16 protein-coding genes and 2 pseudogenes are annotated in these 17001 nt (G+C 63.9%); 9 read left to right on the top strand and 9 right to left on the bottom strand.

The features are described from left to right. Positions 1-360: a dihydroneopterin aldolase gene (folB, locus tag LB566_RS13295; protein WP_140498905.1), complete on the top strand. Its 360-nt coding sequence runs from the start codon at positions 1-3 to the stop codon at positions 358-360. Continuing rightward, on the top strand, positions 344-871 hold the full coding sequence (gene folK / locus LB566_RS13290) for a 2-amino-4-hydroxy-6-hydroxymethyldihydropteridine diphosphokinase (RefSeq protein ID WP_140548197.1): 528 nt from the start codon (positions 344-346) through the stop codon (positions 869-871). The genes folB and folK overlap by 17 nt, the downstream gene beginning before the upstream one ends. Here folK and LB566_RS13285 read toward each other — a convergent pair. Next, the gene (locus tag LB566_RS13285; protein WP_224624708.1) at positions 863-1408 is read right to left on the bottom strand and encodes a DUF924 family protein; all 546 of its coding nucleotides are present in this window, start codon (positions 1406-1408) and stop codon (positions 863-865) included. The genes folK and LB566_RS13285 overlap by 9 nt on opposite strands. A 9-nt stretch (positions 1409-1417) precedes the next feature. Then, positions 1418-3256, bottom strand: a complete 1839-nt coding sequence (locus tag LB566_RS13280) for a monovalent cation:proton antiporter-2 (CPA2) family protein (protein WP_140548201.1) — start codon at positions 3254-3256, stop codon at positions 1418-1420. Between the two features lie 264 nt (positions 3257-3520). Here LB566_RS13280 and LB566_RS13275 point away from each other — a divergent pair, with 264 nt between their 5' ends. After that, positions 3521-3787, top strand: coding sequence for a hypothetical protein (locus LB566_RS13275; RefSeq protein WP_140547541.1), 267 nt, complete (start codon positions 3521-3523; stop codon positions 3785-3787). An 83-nt stretch (positions 3788-3870) separates the two neighbouring features. Here the strand turns inward: LB566_RS13275 and LB566_RS13270 are convergent, their stop codons facing one another. From LB566_RS13270 to LB566_RS13255, 4 genes and pseudogenes are all read right to left on the bottom strand, one after another. Next, complete coding sequence (locus LB566_RS13270; RefSeq protein WP_224624707.1) at positions 3871-4422, bottom strand: hypothetical protein; 552 nt, start codon at positions 4420-4422, stop codon at positions 3871-3873. 71 nt (positions 4423-4493) lie between these two features. Beyond that, positions 4494-5633 (bottom strand): YcjF family protein, encoded by a 1140-nt coding sequence (locus tag LB566_RS13265; RefSeq protein ID WP_224624706.1) that lies wholly within the window; start codon positions 5631-5633, stop codon positions 4494-4496. Continuing rightward, a pseudogene (locus LB566_RS13260) lies at positions 5630-7109 on the bottom strand (YcjX family protein). The gene LB566_RS13265 and the pseudogene LB566_RS13260 overlap by 4 nt, the downstream one beginning before the upstream one ends. Positions 7110-7171: 62 nt before the next feature. After that, complete coding sequence (locus LB566_RS13255) at positions 7172-7675, bottom strand: SixA phosphatase family protein (RefSeq protein WP_224624705.1); 504 nt, start codon at positions 7673-7675, stop codon at positions 7172-7174. Positions 7676-7946: 271 nt separating this feature from the next. On the opposite strand from LB566_RS13255, the gene dksA reads away from it, so the two are divergent. After that, entirely contained in the window at positions 7947-8363 is a 417-nt protein-coding gene (gene dksA / locus LB566_RS13250; RefSeq protein WP_140498888.1) for an RNA polymerase-binding protein DksA, read from the top strand. 131 nt (positions 8364-8494) lie between these two features. Here the strand turns inward: dksA and LB566_RS13245 are convergent, their stop codons facing one another. Then, positions 8495-9232 (bottom strand): flagellar biosynthetic protein FliO, encoded by a 738-nt coding sequence (locus tag LB566_RS13245; protein ID WP_224624704.1) that lies wholly within the window; start codon positions 9230-9232, stop codon positions 8495-8497. 244 nt (positions 9233-9476) lie between these two features. Between LB566_RS13245 and cckA the strand changes: the two genes are divergently transcribed. Continuing rightward, complete coding sequence (gene cckA / locus LB566_RS13240) at positions 9477-12053, top strand: cell cycle histidine kinase CckA (RefSeq protein ID WP_224624703.1); 2577 nt, start codon at positions 9477-9479, stop codon at positions 12051-12053. Positions 12054-12108: 55 nt separating this feature from the next. On the opposite strand, the gene LB566_RS13235 is transcribed toward cckA, so the two are convergent. Beyond that, positions 12109-12735 carry a TetR/AcrR family transcriptional regulator gene (locus LB566_RS13235; RefSeq protein WP_224624702.1) on the bottom strand — a complete coding sequence of 209 codons (627 nt, stop codon included), beginning with the start codon at positions 12733-12735 and terminating at the stop codon, positions 12109-12111. 50 nt (positions 12736-12785) lie between these two features. On the opposite strand from LB566_RS13235, the gene LB566_RS13230 reads away from it, so the two are divergent. From LB566_RS13230 to LB566_RS13220, 3 genes and pseudogenes are all read left to right on the top strand, one after another. Further along, positions 12786-13628 carry an oxidoreductase gene (locus LB566_RS13230; RefSeq protein ID WP_224624701.1) on the top strand — a complete coding sequence of 281 codons (843 nt, stop codon included), beginning with the start codon at positions 12786-12788 and terminating at the stop codon, positions 13626-13628. Between the two features lie 85 nt (positions 13629-13713). Then, positions 13714-13915 (top strand): annotated as a pseudogene (locus LB566_RS13225) (IS5/IS1182 family transposase); the annotation flags it as partial. A gap of 160 nt (positions 13916-14075) precedes the next feature. Beyond that, positions 14076-14798 carry a DeoD-type purine-nucleoside phosphorylase gene (locus LB566_RS13220; protein WP_224624700.1) on the top strand — a complete coding sequence of 241 codons (723 nt, stop codon included), beginning with the start codon at positions 14076-14078 and terminating at the stop codon, positions 14796-14798. A gap of 49 nt (positions 14799-14847) precedes the next feature. Here the strand turns inward: LB566_RS13220 and LB566_RS13215 are convergent, their stop codons facing one another. Then, complete coding sequence (locus LB566_RS13215) at positions 14848-15246, bottom strand: hypothetical protein (protein WP_140548219.1); 399 nt, start codon at positions 15244-15246, stop codon at positions 14848-14850. A gap of 312 nt (positions 15247-15558) precedes the next feature. Here LB566_RS13215 and urtA point away from each other — a divergent pair, with 312 nt between their 5' ends. Further along, on the top strand, positions 15559-16869 hold the full coding sequence (gene urtA, locus LB566_RS13210) for an urea ABC transporter substrate-binding protein (RefSeq protein ID WP_140498870.1): 1311 nt from the start codon (positions 15559-15561) through the stop codon (positions 16867-16869). Positions 16870-17001 lie beyond the last annotated feature (132 nt).

The following is a 17001-nucleotide window of genomic DNA, read 5'->3' as shown; positions in this document are numbered from 1 at the left end:
ATGTATGTCATCCGCCTGAAGAACTGCGCCTTCTTTGCCCGGCACGGCGTGCTGGACGAGGAGGAGGCACTCGGCCAGCGCTTCTATGTCGACGCCTCGCTCACCGTGGAGCCCGGGCGCGCGCTGGTCGATGATGCCATCGGGGAAACCGTCAACTACGGCGTTGCCTTCACGGTGATCGAGGAGATCATCACCGGACACAGGCGCTTCCTGATCGAGGCGCTGGCCCTGGAAGTCGCAAAAGCCCTGACGGAACGCTTCCCGCAGATCAGGAAAGCCGAAATCACGGTCCGCAAGCCGAATGCGCCGGTGCCCGGCGTGCTCGATTACGTCGAGGTGACCGTTGTCTGGCCGCAGTAACACCGTCTATCTCAGCCTTGGCGGCAATCTCGGCGATCCGGCGAGTTCGATGGCGGCGGCGCTGCGCCTGCTCGACGCCGATCCCGCCACTCGCGTGGCCTCGGTCTCCTCGCTCTACCGCACGCCGCCCTGGGGCAAGCTCGACCAGCCCGACTTCCTGAATGCCGCCGCGGAACTCTCGACCCGGCTCTCGCCGCGAGCATTGCTCGACCTGTGCCTCGATGCCGAGCGCAAGCTGAAACGCGTGCGCGAGGAGCGCTGGGGGCCGCGCCTGATCGATATCGACATCCTGGTTTTCGGCGACCGCGTCATCCACGAAACCGGCCTGGAAGTGCCGCATCCGCGCATGCTTGAACGTGCCTTCGTGCTGGCGCCGCTGGCCGAGATCGCGCCCGATCTTGCCGTAAGCGGGCGAAGCGTCTCGGAGCGGCTGGCCGCCGTCGATGCGGCCGGCATCGAACGCCTGCCGTCGGGCCGCGACTGGTGGCTGGCTAGAGCAGGGTCAGCCTGAGAACCCGCCATCGTCCAGAAAGGCTTTTTCCTCCGGCGTGGTTTCGCGGCCGAGCATCTTGTTGCGGTGCGGAAAACGGCCGAAGCGCCGGATGATGTCGAGGTGTTCCTCGGCGTATTTGAGGTAGTCCGGCGCATTGGCCGCGGTGAGTTCGACCGACCGCTCCTGGTCGGCGAGCAATTCCGAATGTTCGAACGGCAGATACAGGAACACTCGCAATTCCGGTTCGAGCGCCAGATCCTGGCCGGCCGTTACAGCTTTTTGGGCGAAATGCTTCGCCAGCGGGTCGGTGGCGTACATGTGGCCGGTGCCGCGAAAGCAGTTGCGCGGAAACTGATCGAGCAGGATCATCAACGCCAGCGAGCCTTCGGCATGCTCCGACCAGTCGTCGCATTCGCGCCGTGCAGCCGCGTAGTGCAGCTCAAGAAAGCGGTTGCGGAAATCGCCATCGAAAACATCGCTTTTTTCGAACCATGCGTCCGCTCCGGCGTCACGCCAGAATCTGGTGACCGACAGGGCTCTGCTGTCCAAATCCATGCTTTTCTCCTATCGATCCGCCGGCTCGGACTTGTGCAGAACGCCGGCCGTTTCCTCGTTGAGCGCCTGGCCGGGGCGGCGCGGCGTGGAGAGCGGCGTCGGGATCGGCGTGCCGATATTGCCCTTCAGGAAACGCTGTCCGGAGCGGATGCCTTCGGCGAGTTGCGTCTCGAAGCGGGCGGTGTCGCGGCGGCGGACGTCCTCCACCACCTCGGCGACGTCTTCCGGGTCGACGCCCAGGGCCTCCAGCGTCGAACCGCCAAAAACCAGCGCCGATTCGAATGTTTCACGCAGCTGGTAGTCGACGCCGGTACGGATGAGCTGTAGCGCGGTGCCTCGGTCAAAGGCGCGCGCCAGCACGGTGAGCAAGGGAAACTCGGCTTTGACGAGCTCGGCGATGCGTACGGCTGCATCGGGTTTGTCGACGCAGATGAGCACGGCGCGTGCACGCCCGGCACCGGCGGCGTGCAGGATGTCCAGCCTAGTTCCGTCGCCGTAATAGACCTTGAAGCCGAAATCGGCCGCCGCCTGGATCATCTCGACATCGTTGTCGATGATCGACACGTCGATGCCGCGCAGCAGCAATGGCTGGCTGGCGATCTGGCCGAAGCGGCCGAATCCGATGATCAGCACGCTGCCGGTCAGCCCTTCGGCGACGTCGACGCCATCCAGCGACAGCTCGTCACGCGGCGTCAGATACCGCAACGCGACGATCGCCAGCGGCGTCAGCACCATGGAGATGATGACGATGGCCGTCAGCGTCGCGTTGGCCTGGCCGTCGATGATGCCGACGGAAGCGGCAGCCGAATAGAGGACGAAGGCGAATTCGCCGCCTTGCGCCATGAAGACCGCGCGTTCCAGCGCCTCGCGATGGCCCGACTTCAGGATACGGGCGACGATGTAGATGCCGAGCGCCTTCATGACCATGTAGGCAACGACATAGACGGCGATCAGCCGCCAGTTCTGAACCACGACATGCAGGTCGAGCGACATGCCCACGGCGAGAAAGAACAGGCCGAGCAGGATGCCGCGAAACGGTTCGATGTCGGCTTCGAGCTGGTGGCGGAAGGTCGATTCGGACAGCAGCACGCCGGCCAGGAACGCGCCCATCGCCATCGACAGGCCGCTGAGCTGCATGGCAAGCGCGGATCCGAGAACGACCAGAAGGGCGGCCGCCGTCATCACCTCGCGGGCGCGGGCATCCGCCAGGATGCGGAAGAAAGGGTTGAGCAGAAAGCGTCCGGCCAGCACCAGGCCGATGATCGCGGCAAGGCCGATGCCGACCTCGGCCAGCCGCTCCGACAGGCTGGTGTCGGTGCCGCCTGGCGCCAGGAACGCGATCAGGGCCAGCAGCGGCACGATGGCCAGATCCTCCAGCAGCAGGATGGAGACGATGCGCTGGCCCTTGGGCGAGGCGATTTCGCCGCGCTCTTCCAGAAGCTGCATGACGATCGCCGTCGAGGTCAGCACGAAGCCGGCTCCGGCGACGAAGGATTGCGCGATGGAAAAGCCCCCGGCTATTCCCACACCGGTCAGCAAGACCGCGCAGACCCCGACCTGAAGCGCGCCCAGGCCGAAGATCTCGCGTCGCAAGCCCCAGAGCCGCGACGGCTGCATCTCCAGCCCGATAATGAACAGGAACATGACGACGCCGAGCTCGGCGACGTGGAGGATGGCTCCCGATTCGGAAAACACACCGATGCCGAACGGGCCGATCACCACGCCCGCGGCCAGATAGCCGAGAATCGAGCCCAGGCCCATACGCTTGAAGATGGGAACGGCGACAACACCAGCGGCGAGCAGCGCCACCACCTGAACAAGCTCGCTGCCCGCTGCCTCTGCCGCCATTTCCCGCCATTCCGCTCGTTTGAGGACCGCAGCCTGTGCGGTCGGGTCAATGCGCCTCGATCGGGCGCCAGTGTCCCAAGGATAGGGGCTTCGGTGAGCATGTAACAGCCCGAATCCCGCCGGCGGGTAATGTTGCAGGCACGTTACGCAAGTTGAGCGCGAGACCGCGTTGCATCCGGCTGCAATCGGAGGTTAAGCACGCTCGGCTTCGGCCAGTGGAGGGTGTGACGATCAAGTCGCGCCCTTTTTGAGGAGATGACTGACATGAAGAAGTTTTTGCTTGTTGCCGTCGGCCTGGCGGTGCTTGCCGGTTCGGCTTGCTCCAAGGCGCCTGAGTGCACTGCCGAGGTCGCGACCAAGAAGGCGCAGGACATGGCCGCCGCGCTGCAGGAGGCGGTTACCAAGGATCCGTCCAAGGCGGCCGATCTGACGGCCAAGGTGCAAGAGGTGACGACCAAATATCAGGGCACCACGACCCTGGCCGACGCCTGCAAGGCCTATGACGAGGTGACGGCGGCGATCAAGGGCTGATCGTCCTCGACGTCTTCAAAGGAGGCTGCGGCGATGGGCCGCCGCCTCTTTTTCGTGGTTGGTTACAGGCGGTTGATACCCGCTCAGTTCGGCGCGATGGAGCCGATTTCGATCGCGTCGACCCGCTTCAGGCTCATGCCGATCACCGGCACCAGCTGGTCCGCGACGCGGACGGCAACTGTCACCGTCATCGAATTGTCGTCGGGGATGCGGGCCTGCATGACGCCGCGCAGCTGGTTGCGGTTGATGGTGAACACCACCTTGCGGGCGTCGACCACATTGCCGCCGATGATATCGAGGCCGGCACCGGCCGCGCCGCCCATGAAGGAGCCCTTATAATCGCGACCCTTGCGCTCGATCTTGGCCGACATTGGCTGGGTGAACATGCCGACCCGGCAGCCGCCGTCGAGCGTCATGCCCATCTTGCCGTCGGGCGTCGAGCCGGTGAAGCTGCAATTGAACTTCGTGCCCTTGTATTTGCCGGCGACGATCTCGCCCGGGCCCACCCATTTGCCTTCGGCGGACCGGAAGAACTGCTTGTCCGGCTCCGCAGCGGACGCCTGTGCGGCAATGCCGGCGACAGTGGTGATCGCGACCGCCAGGGGCAACAGGCTGGACAGAATTACGCTTTTCATCGACGACACCCGGCAACAAAGAGGCTGTTTTGGAACCAGTGCGACCATGAACAAGATTGGTTAATGCTTCGTCACTGCCAGGGTCGTCGTTCACTTGCCAGGCGGGTGTTCTCGCTTTCCTTCCTGCTTGCGAACGATGTCAGCGCGGAGAGGAAATCGCCCAGTCCCGGCCGTTTTGCCGCACTGAAGGGCAGGGGGCGCGCCGTCTCCATCGCGGCGATGCCGATGCGCGCCGTCATCATGCCGTTGACGACGCCTTCGCCGAGCTTGGCCGAGAGGCGCGCGGCCAGGCCGTGGCCGACGATCTGCTGGACGAAACTGTCGCCGACGGCGATCGAACCGGTGACCGCCAGATGCGCCAGCACCCTGCGCGCCAGGCGAAAGAAACCCAGCGTTCCCGGCCGCCCGCCATAGAGTTCCGAAAGGCGCCGGATGAGGCGCCCGGCCTCGAACACGACATAGGCCACGTCGACGAGCGCACGCGGACTGACGGCCGTCACCAGCGACACGCGTTTGGCGGCTTCCAGGATCATGATCTTGGCCCTGGCGTCGAGAGGACCCAGGATCTCCGCTTCAGCGAGACGCACCAGATTGGCGCCATCAATGATCTCGTCGCGCAGATCGGCCAGCGCGCGCCTGCCGGCAGCCGTTTCGGGTTTGGCTGCGACGAACGCCGACAGTTCGTCGACCACCAATCGCGCCGCCTTGGGATCGTCGCGCGCAATCGCATCGAGCGCACGCTTCTGCAGCTTTTCGACCTCGGCAAGCCGGGCGATCGCCAGGAACTCGCGAATCAGGATCACCACCAGCGCCAGCAGGGCGATGGCCGCCATCCCGGCGGCCAGCCAACCCAGCCACTCGGCGCGCGCGAACAGATCGCGGATGAGCCGATCGGTCCACAGGCCGACGGCCAGCGAAACCAGCACCCCGAACGCGCCGAAGAAGATGGAGCCAAGCAATGAACGTTTCCTGCGAGCGACTGCCGGCGGCGGTGCGGCGGCAACGATGTCCGGCTCGTCGAACACGTCGATCTCCGACGGGATGACCAGCGCGACATCGCTCTTCACCGCGCGGGGCTTGCGCTGTGTGTCGGTCTGGGCACGGCGCGCCTCCGGCGCCCCGGCCTGGGCACGGCGTGTCTGCGCCGCGTCCTGCTGCGATGTGGCCTCCGGTTCGATGCGGTATGCCGCCGGCTTGCGGGGCGCGGTCATGCCAGATGGTCTCCGATCAGGAACTGCAAGGCACGGTCGAGCCGGATATGCGGCAGCGACAGCGTGACGCCCTCGGCCGTGCGCTCGAGTTTTGGCGGGCGAAAACGCACGAAGCGGATTGCCGGGTCGGTATTGTCCTGCCTGTGAGCTCCCTCGGGGGCTTCGAAGACGGCATCAATTTTCTCCGGTAAATCACCGGGAAATATGGCTGTTTCAGCTTTCCCGTCAAAGGTGTCGCCATTGATCGTCTCGCCCGCGAGCGGTGTGCCGATGATGACCGGCAATGTCTCGCGGCCCTGTTTGACGGTGCCTTCCCGTGTTGCGCGCACCCGCCGCCATGGCGACGACGTCGACGCCGGCGCCGGTGAAATTCGCCCGCGCCACGGCGCGGTCTGCCAGCCGCCGCACGATCGCCTGCAAGCGGTCATGGCTGTCGTGATGCAGGTGATCGGCCTTGGTGGCGGCGATCAGGATACGATCGATGCGCCGCGAGAAAAGATCGGTGAGGAAGCTGCCGCGTCCAGGACGGAAACAGGCCAGGATCTCGGTCACCGCGCGCTCCAGGTCGGCCATGGCTCCGGGGCCGGCGTTCAGCGCCTGCATGGCGTCGATCAGCACGATCTGGCGGTCGAGCCGGGTGATGTGTTCGCGGAAGAAGGGTTTGACGACATGGGTCTTGTAGGCCTCGTAGCGCCTTTCCATCATGGCGTGCAGCGAGCCGCTGCGCGGGCGCTTGTCGCCCAGGCCGGCCAGAGGCGCGAAGGTCAATGCGGGCGAGCCTTCGAGATCGCCAGGCATCAGGAAACGGCCCGGCGGCAAGGTCGAAAGCGCCCGCTCGTCGAGCTTGCAGGCTTTGAGATAGGCGGCGAAATCCTCGGCCAGGCGGCGCGCCGTCATCTCCTCGGCATCGGCGTTCGGGTCGATCCCGGCCGATAGCGCCCGCCAGGCCCGGGACAGGTCCTCGCGCACCGGCAACGCAGCCATTTCAAAGGCTTCGCGCGAAAAATCGGCGAAGGATTTGCCGAGCAGCGGCAGGTCGAGCAGCCATTCGCCGGGATAGTCGACGATGTCGACCGACAGTTTTCCGGAGGAAAACATCCTGTTCCAGCCGGAAGCCGATTCATATTCGATGGTCAGCCGCAATTCGGAGATGGCACGTGTCGAATCGGGCCAGACGCGGTCGTTCACCAAGGCGGCGATATGGTCCTCGTACTGAAATCGCGGCACCGCGTCGTCGGGCTGCTCTTCGAGGAAAGCGCGGGCGATGCGCCCGGATTTATGCGCCTCGAACAGCGGCAGGCGCCCGCCGTGAATAAGGTTGTGAACCAAGGCCGAGATGAAAACCGTCTTGCCCGCCCTGGAAAGGCCCGTGACGCCCAGCCGCAGCGACGGCGAAAAAAGCCCGCTGGCGCGGCCCGAAAGCGTGTCGAGGGCAATTCTCGCCTCGTCGGTGAAAGTGGTCAGCGATGATGCCAAAATTGTTTCTCGAGGCTGCGACAGGTCCGATATAGGCGTTGCCGTGCTGGTTTGGAATGGCGTCAGAGGTCGGCCGGCGTCAGGAATGCCTCGAGATAGCCGGCACCCTGGGCGGCCGCGGCAAGGTCGCCGCTGAAGCCCACGACCGCCAGGCCCGAGGTCGGGAAACCATGATTGAGCATGGCGCGGGCGCTTTCCTCGCCATCGCCGGACACCGCCATGGCGAGATCCTCCATCATCGGATTGTGGCCGACGAGCAGCATCGAACCCACCCCACCATTGTCCCGGATGAGGCTGAGGTACGCGGCCGCGTCCTCGCCATAGAGCGCGTCGACGAACAGAACCCGGCCGGTGTCGGCCCGACCGGCCACACCGTCCAGCGTCTCCTTCGCGCGCCGGGCTGTGGAGCAAAGCGTCAGATCGGGTACATAGGCGCGCGACCGCATGGCGATGCCCACCGCCTCGGCATCAGCGCGGCCGGACGCATCGAGCGGGCGATCGAAATCACGCATGCCGGGCAGCGCCCATCCGGCCTTGGCGTGCCTCAACAGATAAAGCCTGCTCACCCAACCTCCACCGTGCCAACAGCCCGAACCGTGCCGTGATTAGCCACAAGAACGGCGCGGCGCACAATGGCAGTCGTTTTTCGGACATGACGAATCATCAGCCGGCGGCCGCCAGTTCGAAGGATTCAGTGCTTAAGACCAGCCCGAATCACCCCAATCGCGCTCATCGAGGCAGATTAACAATTGCGTGAATCGGTAATCGATTGCGCTTGTGCAGGCGTTTGACCGCGAATATATAGGCGCCAAATTTGGGGCTGTTTGGGTGAGTCGAATGAACGATGCCGTTACCGCCGATTACGTACCCTCCGAAGACGAGCCGTTCATGAACGAGCGGCAGAAATCCTACTTCCGCTCAAAGCTCGTCACCTGGAAGAATGACATATTGCGCGAAGCGCGCGAAACTCTCGAAATCCTGCAGCAGGAAAACGCCAACCATCCCGATCTAGCCGACCGCGCCTCTTCGGAAACCGACCGCGCCATCGAACTCAGGGCGCGCGACCGCCAGCGGAAACTCATCGCAAAGATCGATTCGGCCTTACAGCGCATCGAGGAAGGCACTTACGGCTATTGCGAGGAGACCGGCGAACCGATCGCGCTGAAGCGGTTGGATGCTCGCCCGATCGCAACCTTGTCGATCGAAGCGCAGGAGCGGCACGAGCGCCGCGAGAAGGTCTATCGCGACGACTAGCCTGCGGTCTGCATTCAAGAAGATTTCAGCGATATCGCTGTCGAAATGGCCGGTTTTCCGGCCATTTCTTTTTCAGACCCGGGCGATGCGCTCAAAACGCCGATCGCTTTCGGACCGGGCGCAAGTGCTGCTCATCTTTTCTGGCTGGAGAGTTCGCCCAGAAGCCTGGTCATCTCATCGTCGAGCGACGGCGGTGTTTTTGCCACCGGCTTATTCGCTGGGCTGCTCGAGCGGGGCTGGTCGAGCGAAACCTCGAGTTCCTTCATCAGCGTTTCGTCTATGCTTTCCTGCCCCGGCGGTGGTGAAGCCGGAGGCGGGGCATGCCGGACGGCATTGGCGTTTGCGGAGCCGTAGGAAGGCAGCGGCATGACATTGGTCGGCTGATAGCCCTGCGCAGCAGCCGGCTTCGGCGGCTCCGGAGCGCGCTGACGGGCGGGCGGCGCCGCGCTCACCGGCTGCGGAGGAGGTGCCTGTCTCGCCGGCGCCGGGGTGGGCTGAGGCGGACGCGGCTTTGCCACCGCGACAGGCTGCTGCGAGCCGCCATCTCCGGTCAGCGCGGGACGGCGTGGCGCAGAAAGGCGGATGTCACGCTCGACGACGACATCGGTCGGGCCGCCGATCAAAAGCAGATGCTCGATGTCGTCGCGGCGCACCAGCACCAGGCGGCGATGGCTGTCGACGGCGGTGGCGTCCATGACCGCAAGCCGCGTTTTGCGGTTCCGTCCGCCCGCGACAAAGGTGCCGAAGGTCAGGTTGCGAACGAGTTTGACGATGATGAGGACGATGACCAGCAGGACCAGCGCCGCGAAGGTCCACAGCAGTGCCGCTACATAGCCGGGGCCCGCTACGCTATCCAGCCATTGCAGCATTGGTTCCCCCTGATCGGTTTGGAAGTGACGCGACACTAGACCGTTGCGGCAGGCTACCGCAAGTTGCCTTTCACGCTTCATGAACAGCTTGAAACACAGGAGGGCCGGCCGACATCATTTTTATCTGACATTTGCGGCGCGGGCCTTTTCGCGACCAGGAGAATATGATTCAACCCGACAGGGGCGGGCGTCGGCACATATTGCGGCGAGTATCGGAACACCGGACTTCAAGAGCAGGGGGCACATGGCCAAGGAAGCGCGCGGCGATTTCTATCCGGTACCGATCGTCGATCAGAACACGCGGCCCGGCGCCGTCACCCGGCTCGTCATCTTCATTGCCGTCCTGACGGGGGCCGCGATCGTTTTCGGCCTGTTCCGCGAGCGGCTCGGCGACCCTTTCCTGCTGGGGATGCTCGGCGTGCTGGCGATGATCGGCGTCGGCTTCCTGTTCGCCACAGCGATCGGCTTCGTGCAGATCACGCCGCGCTCGACGGGCGACGAACTGTCGAAGGCATTCGTCGATTCGATGTCGCAGGGCCTTCTGGTCACGGACACCAAGGGCCGCGTGGTCTATGCCAACCGCGCCTATGCCGATATGACCGGAGCCTCTTCCGCGGCCGACCTGAAGACGGTCGAAGGGCTGCTTTCGGATGTTCCGGAAGCTTCGGTCACCATCTACCGACTGGCCTCCGGCCTGCGTGACGGCCAGCCGGGCGACGGCGAGTTCCGGCTCGCGCAGTCGATCAAGCCCGGCGCTGAGCCCGGCGCGCGCTGGTATCGCGCCCGCGCCCGCACCTTCAGCGTGCCGGGCCAGCGGCTGCCGATGCTCGCCTGGCAACTTGCCGATATTTCGCAGGAACGCGCCGAGCAGGAGCGTTTCTTCCTGGACCTGCAGAAGGCGATCGATCATCTCGACCACGCGCCCGCCGGCTTCTTTTCCGCCGACCAGGAAGGCCGCGTCACCTACATCAACGCCACGCTCGCCGAATGGCTGGGTATCGACCTTGCCAGCTTCACGCCCGGCGCCGTCTCGCTGCCGGAGATCGTCGCCGGCGACGGCATGGCGCTGGTGCGCTCGGTCAAGGCCGACCCCGGTACGACGCGCAACGCGGTCATCGATCTCGACCTCACGACGATGACGGGCGAGGCGCTGCCGGTGCGCTTCATGCATCGCGTTTCAGCCAGCCGCGAAGGTCTCAACGGTCCGACGCGCACGATCGTGCTCAACCGTACGCAAGGCGAGGACGCCTCGGCGGACCTGCGCGCCTCGGAAGTGCGCTTTACCCGCTTCTTCAATTCGACGCCGATGGCGATCGCCGGCGTCGACGCCAGCGGGCGCATCCTGCGCACCAATGCGCCGTTCCTTTCGCTGTTTTCATCGGTCGTCGACCGGGACGCCGTCGACCGCCGCATGCGGCTCGACACGGTCATCCACGAACGTGACCGCCCGGCCTTTGCCGCGGCCTTCGAAAAGGCAAGGCAGCGGCAGGCCGATATCGAGCCGATCGACACGCTCCTGCCCGGCAACGAGGAGCGCCACATCCGTTTTTACGTCAATGCGGTCGCCGACGGCACAGGCGGCGAGGGGGCCGAGGAGTCGGCCATCGTCTACGCCGTCGAGACGACGGAGCAGAAGGCGCTTGAAGGGCAGATGGCGCAAAGCCAGAAGATGCAGGCGGTCGGCCAGCTTGCCGGCGGCATCGCGCACGACTTCAACAATGTGCTGACCGCCATCATCATGGCGTCTGACCTGCTTCTGACCAACCATCGGCCGTCGGACCCATCCTTCCCCGACATCATGAACATCAAGCAGAATGCCAACCGGGCAGCCTCGCTGGTGCGGCAGTTGCTGGCCTTTTCGCGCAAGCAGACGCTGCGGCCGGAAGTGCTGAACCTCACCGACGTGCTCGCCGATCTCAGGATGTTGCTCGCCCGTCTGGTCGGCAACGACATCAAGCTGAAGATCGACCACGGTCGCGATCTTTGGCCGGTCAAGGTCGATATCGGCCAGTTCGAGCAGGTGGTGGTCAACCTGGCGGTCAACGCGCGCGATGCAATGCCGGCGGGCGGCGACCTCACGGTGCGCACCCGCAATGTGACCGCCGAGGAGTGCAAGACCTTCCCCTACCGCGAACTCACTCCGGCAGACTATGTGGTGGCCGAGGTCGAAGACACCGGCAGCGGCATCGCGCCCGACGTGCTGAAGAAGATATTCGAACCGTTCTTCACCACCAAGGAGGTCGGCAAGGGCACCGGCCTTGGCCTGTCCATGGTCTACGGCATCATCAAGCAGACCGGCGGCTTTATTTTCTGCGATTCCGAGGTCGGCAAGGGTTCGGTCTTCCGCATTTTCCTGCCGCGCCACATCGCCGAGGCGAAGAAGGCAGACGAATCCGGGGAAGCACCGGCAGCGGCGCCTGCCAAGTCGGCCGAGACAGGCAAGGATTTGTCGGGGTCGGCCACTGTGCTGCTGGTCGAGGACGAGGATGCGGTGCGCATGGGCGGCATGCGGGCACTGACCTCGCGCGGCTATACCGTGCATGAGGCGTCCTCCGGGGTCGAGGCGCTGGAAGTGTTCGAAGCGCTCGGCGGCAAGGTCGACATCGTGGTTTCGGATGTGGTGATGCCGGAGATGGACGGGCCGACGCTGCTCGGCGAGCTGCGCAAGCGCCAGCCGGACATCAAATTCGTCTTCGTGTCCGGCTATGCCGAGGATGCTTTCGCCAGGAACCTGCCGGCGGACGCGCATTTCGGATTCCTGCCGAAACCGTTTTCGCTCAAGCAGTTGGCGACGATCGTCAAGGACATGCTGGAGTCTTAAGCCGTGAACCCATAAGTCGCGAATGGCCGAGATTGGTGGTTCCCCGGAGGGCAGCTTAGGAGGCGGAATCGCCGAATAGCGGCCGTTCAGCAAATCCGAGCAGCAAGGTTTTTGCGATCTCTCGCGCCTTCGAGGCAAGCGCCTCATCCGGCAGTTCGCCGGCGGTCCAGAACGACAGAACCCCACGAAAGGCAAATGCGAGCTGCTCCGGCAAACTGCGCAGCGCCTCCTGCCTGCTGGCCGCGACCAAGCCTTCGCCCGCTCCAAGGGCCAGCGACCACAAGGTTGCGGAGTGCGCCAGGACCTTTCCGGGGGACGGGCCGGCCGTGCCGATCCACCCCATCACGGCCCGGTTTATCTCCGGCTCCTCCAGCATCACCTCGACCGCCGTATCGATGGCCAACAGCACGCGGCCGGCGGCATCGGCAGGCGGTGGCATCCCGGCAAAGCGCTGGGCCATCGTATCGATCCGCCGCCGCGAAAGGGCGTGCATGATCGCGGCCTTGCTCCCGAACTGATTGAACGGCGTCGCGAAACTGACTCCGGCTTCGGTAGCGAGGTCGCGCATCGAGAAATCGGCCTTACCCTGTCGGAGCAGTCGCTCCGCCGCATCGATCACACGCTGGCGAAGCGGCTCACCCCGCGTGGCGGTCGGAGCGACCTTGGTCTTGTTCGGTGTCATGCTGCTATCTATATCATGATATAGTTTCAATCATAGCCTGGAGTTGAATCATGACTTCCACCCCTAAGACATTCCTTATCACCGGTGTGAGCTCCGGGCTGGGGCGAGCATTTGCAAGAGGCGCGCTTGAAGCGGGCCATCGGGTGATCGGCACCGTGCGGCGGGAGGCCGACGCCGAGATATTCGCCGCGCTCGCGCCCGACCGCGCCCACCCGCTCTTGCTGGACGTGACCGATTTCGAGACGGTCCCGACGGCTGTCAGCGCGGCCGAACGGCAGGCGGGTCCAATCGACGTGCTGGTGAATAACGCCGGTTACGGCCATGAGGGCGTGCTGGAGGAGTCCTCCATGGACGATCTCCAGCGCCAGTTCGCCGCCAACGTCTTCGGGCCGGTCGCGATGATCAAGGCGGTGCTGCCGGGCATGCGCGAGCGGCGTTGCGGCCATATCATCAACGTCACGTCCATGGGCGGCTTCATCACCATGCCCGGGATCGCCTTCTATTGCGGAAGCAAATTCGCGCTCGAAGGCATTTCCGAAGCGCTCGGCAAGGAAGTGGCAGGCTTTGGAATTCGGGTGACGGCGCTCGCTCCGGGCCAATTCCGCACGGATTGGGCAGGACGCTCGATGGATCGCACGCCGCGCTGCATTGCCGACTATGACCCGGTCATGGACCCGGTGCGCGCCGCGCGACAGGCCAAGAGCGGCAACCAACCGGGCAATCCGGCCAAGGCCGCGCAGGCGTTGCTCGTGCTGGTCGATGCTGCGAACCCCCCGGTACGGCTGTTCCTGGGCGACGACGCGCTGGGGCTGGTCGACCAGAAGCTCGACGCGATGCGGGGCGAAATCAGCGCGTGGGAGGAGCTTTCGCGCTCAACCGGCTTCGTATCATGAGTGCTTCGAATGCCTCGGCTGATGAAGACGCGCCGCGCGTCTTCATCAGCCTGCAATTGGGGCGGCTCGGCCTGACCGCCGGCCGAACATCCCGCCGAAGAGCAACCAAAGTGAAGCCTTGCTTCAGCGAGCGGCTTTATCGCGAGCGCAACCTGATCGATCGGTTCTTCTCTGAGCTGAAGCACTTCCGGCGTGTCGCCACCCGCTACGACAAGCTCGCCGCCAACTTCCTCGCCATGGTCCAGTTCGCCTCGATGCGGCTGTGGCTCCGCGCTTATGAGTCCTAGAACAGTTCAGCTTTGATGGAGTCGCCGACCCGCTTTAACTCTTTGTTTTCGTGATATTGTCGTCCTGAAACGAAGTTTCCGTGTATTAGCGTTCCCGAATGCCTCTTGCGCAATACTGCGACAGGGCCATGATTGTGGATGAAACGGCAGGGACGAGCTGTTGACGCCACACATCGAAGCCAGCAAGGGTGACTATGCCGACATTGTGCTGTTGCCGGGCGACCCCCAACGCGCCGAATGGATGGCCATGAGATTCCTGGAGGCCCCACGCTGCATCAACCGCCGGCGCGGCGCCCTTGGCTTCACCGGCCAGTTTCGTGGTCAGCCGATCAGCATCCAGGCGACAGGCATCGGCGGGTCCTCCTTTCTGATCTATGCGCACGAGCTGCTGGACGGCTACGGCGTGCGGACTTTGATCCGTACCGGCACCTGCGGCGGGCTGACCGCTGACGTAAAACTGCGCAGCCTCGTCATCTCGCAATCGGTGCGGCCCGAAAGCGCCCGAAGCGGTCAGGTTTTCGGCCTCTATGACGCTGCTGCCGGGCCGGACCCGACGCTGTTTGCTCGCGCATTGGCGAAGGCGGCCGAACTCGGCATTGACCATCGTGCCGGGCTGACGGCATGCAGCGACGTCTTCCACCATCCGGAGGGACGCGCCCGTTTTGCAGATGCGCAGGCAGCCGGCGCGCTCGCCGTGGACATGGAGACCAGTGCGCTTTATCGGATCTCCAGGCATTTCGGCGCCCGTGCGCTATCGATCTGCACGGTGGTCGACAATATCGACAGCGGCGAACAGACCCAATATGCAGAGCGCCAGGATCTTTTTGCCGATATGACGCGGCTGGCGCTGGAAATCGCCGCCGCCGAGCGGCCCGGTGCGTGACAGGCCCGCCGAGCCGTTCCAATTCCTGGTGCAATTCCGAACGGACATTTCAGTCCTTCGTGCAGGTCGAGGCGGTGAAGGCGCCGTCGGGTTGCCTCATGATGATGTCGAATGAGGGCGGGCCCTGACCATCCAGAGTCGCCTGAGTGAGCGACAACGAGTTGCCGCCGGCGGTGTAGCCGCCGAGCGGTCCCAGCCAGGAGATCACCCCGTTCGCGTCCATCTGGTAATTGTAGCCCTGCTGGGCCGTCCCGAAGGTGACTGGGCCGGTATAGACATTTCCCTTGATGGTGATGTCGCCGAGGTTGAGGAACATGCCGAGCAGGTAGACCTCGCAATGATAAATGCCGTCGGGCATCTTGCCGTCGCTGAAGTCGGCTCGCGCCGCCCCGGTCGCCGCCGCCAGAAACAATAGGCCGGTAGAGATGCGTGAAATTCCGGATGCCATGACGTCGCTCGGTTGAGGATCGAACTTGCCCCATTTGTGTGCCGTGCCGCAATATTGTCGCGTGCGGCCGGCTCGCGGAGATCAAAATCTAGGCATTTGACAAAATTGGACAAAAATTAGGCAAAAGCCGTGTGCGCTGCGCAAAATTCTCTCAACCAATTTTTAACCGGCCCTCACGATTTCTCTAAGTACGATATGTCAACCCACTGAAAAAATTGAGCATTAACGTCTTCCGCGAGACCGCCCTGGCGATTGGCATGGGGGTTGCTTCGTAGTGTTGCGTTGCAATCAATCAGCTTGGGAGTGTCAGGCATGAGGGGTAATTTCTCGACAATAACAAAAATGTTTTCGGCGGGGGTGGTCGCTGCCGGCCTGTCGATGTCGGCGCCCGCGAAGGCGGCCGACGACACGATCAAGGTCGGCATCCTCCATTCGCTGTCCGGCACGATGGCGATTTCGGAGACGACGCTGAAGGATGCCATGCTGATGCTCATCGACGAGCAGAACGCCAAGGGCGGCCTGCTCGGCAAGAAGCTCGAAGCGGTCGTCGTCGATCCGGCGTCCAACTGGCCGCTCTTCGCCGAGAAGGCGCGCGAGCTGATCTCCAAGGACAAGGTCGCGGCGGTGTTCGGCTGCTGGACCTCGGTGTCGCGCAAATCGGTGCTGCCGGTGTTTTCGGAACTCGACAACATCCTGTTCTATCCCGTCCAGTATGAGGGCGAGGAGAGCGAGCGCAACGTGTTCTATACGGGCGCGGCGCCGAACCAGCAGGCCATTCCGGCCGTCGACTATCTGATGAGCGAGGACGGCGGCTCGGTGAAGCGCTGGGTGCTGGAAGGCACCGACTATGTCTATCCCCGCACCACCAACAAGATCCTCGAGGCCTATCTGAAGGCCAAGGGCGTCGCGGCGGAAGACATCATGGTCAACTACACGCCGTTCGGTTTCTCCGACTGGCAGACCGAAGTCTCGGCGATCAAGAAGTTCGGCTCGGCCGGCAAGAAGACCGCCGTCGTCTCCACCGTCAACGGCGACGCCAACGTGCCGTTCTACAAGGAACTGGGCAACCAGGGCATCAAGGCCGAGGACATCCCGGTCATGGCCTTCTCTGTCGGCGAGGAGGAGCTTGCCGGTCTCGACACGGCGCCGCTGGTCGGCCATCTCGCCGCCTGGAACTATTTCGAGAGCGTCGACACACCCGAGAACAAGAAGTTCATCGCCGACTGGCACAAGTTCATCAAGAACGACAAGCGCACCACCAACGACCCGATGGAGGCCCACTATATCGGCTTCAACATGTGGGTGAAGGCGGTCGAGAAGGCCGGCACCACCGATCCGGACAAGGTGATCGATGCCATGGTCGGCGTCTCCGTGCCGAACCTGACCGGCGGCTATTCGACGATGATGCCGAACCATCACATCACCAAGCCGGTGCTGATCGGTGAAATCCAGGCAGACGGCCAGTTCGAGACGGTCTCGCGCACGCCGGGGCTGGTGATGGGCGACGAGTGGTCGGATTACCTGCCCGATTCCAAGGACCTGATCTCCGATTGGCGGGCGCCGCTGTCCTGCGGCAACTTCAATGTCGCCACCGGCAAATGCGGCGGCAAGGGCACAAACTGATCCTCCCGGGCTGGACCTTCAGGTCCATGACTCGGTCTGGACTGCTAAGTCCATGCCCCCCGGTCTGGACTGTTAAGTCCATGACCCGGTCTGGACTTTTAAGTCCATGCCCATGACCGCGAGCGTCCGGGC

Origin of the sequence: Mesorhizobium sp. CA13, assembly GCF_020165235.1 — a bacterium.
Lineage (GTDB): Bacteria > Pseudomonadota > Alphaproteobacteria > Rhizobiales > Rhizobiaceae > Mesorhizobium.
This window is presented reverse-complemented; position numbering and strand designations above follow the sequence as displayed.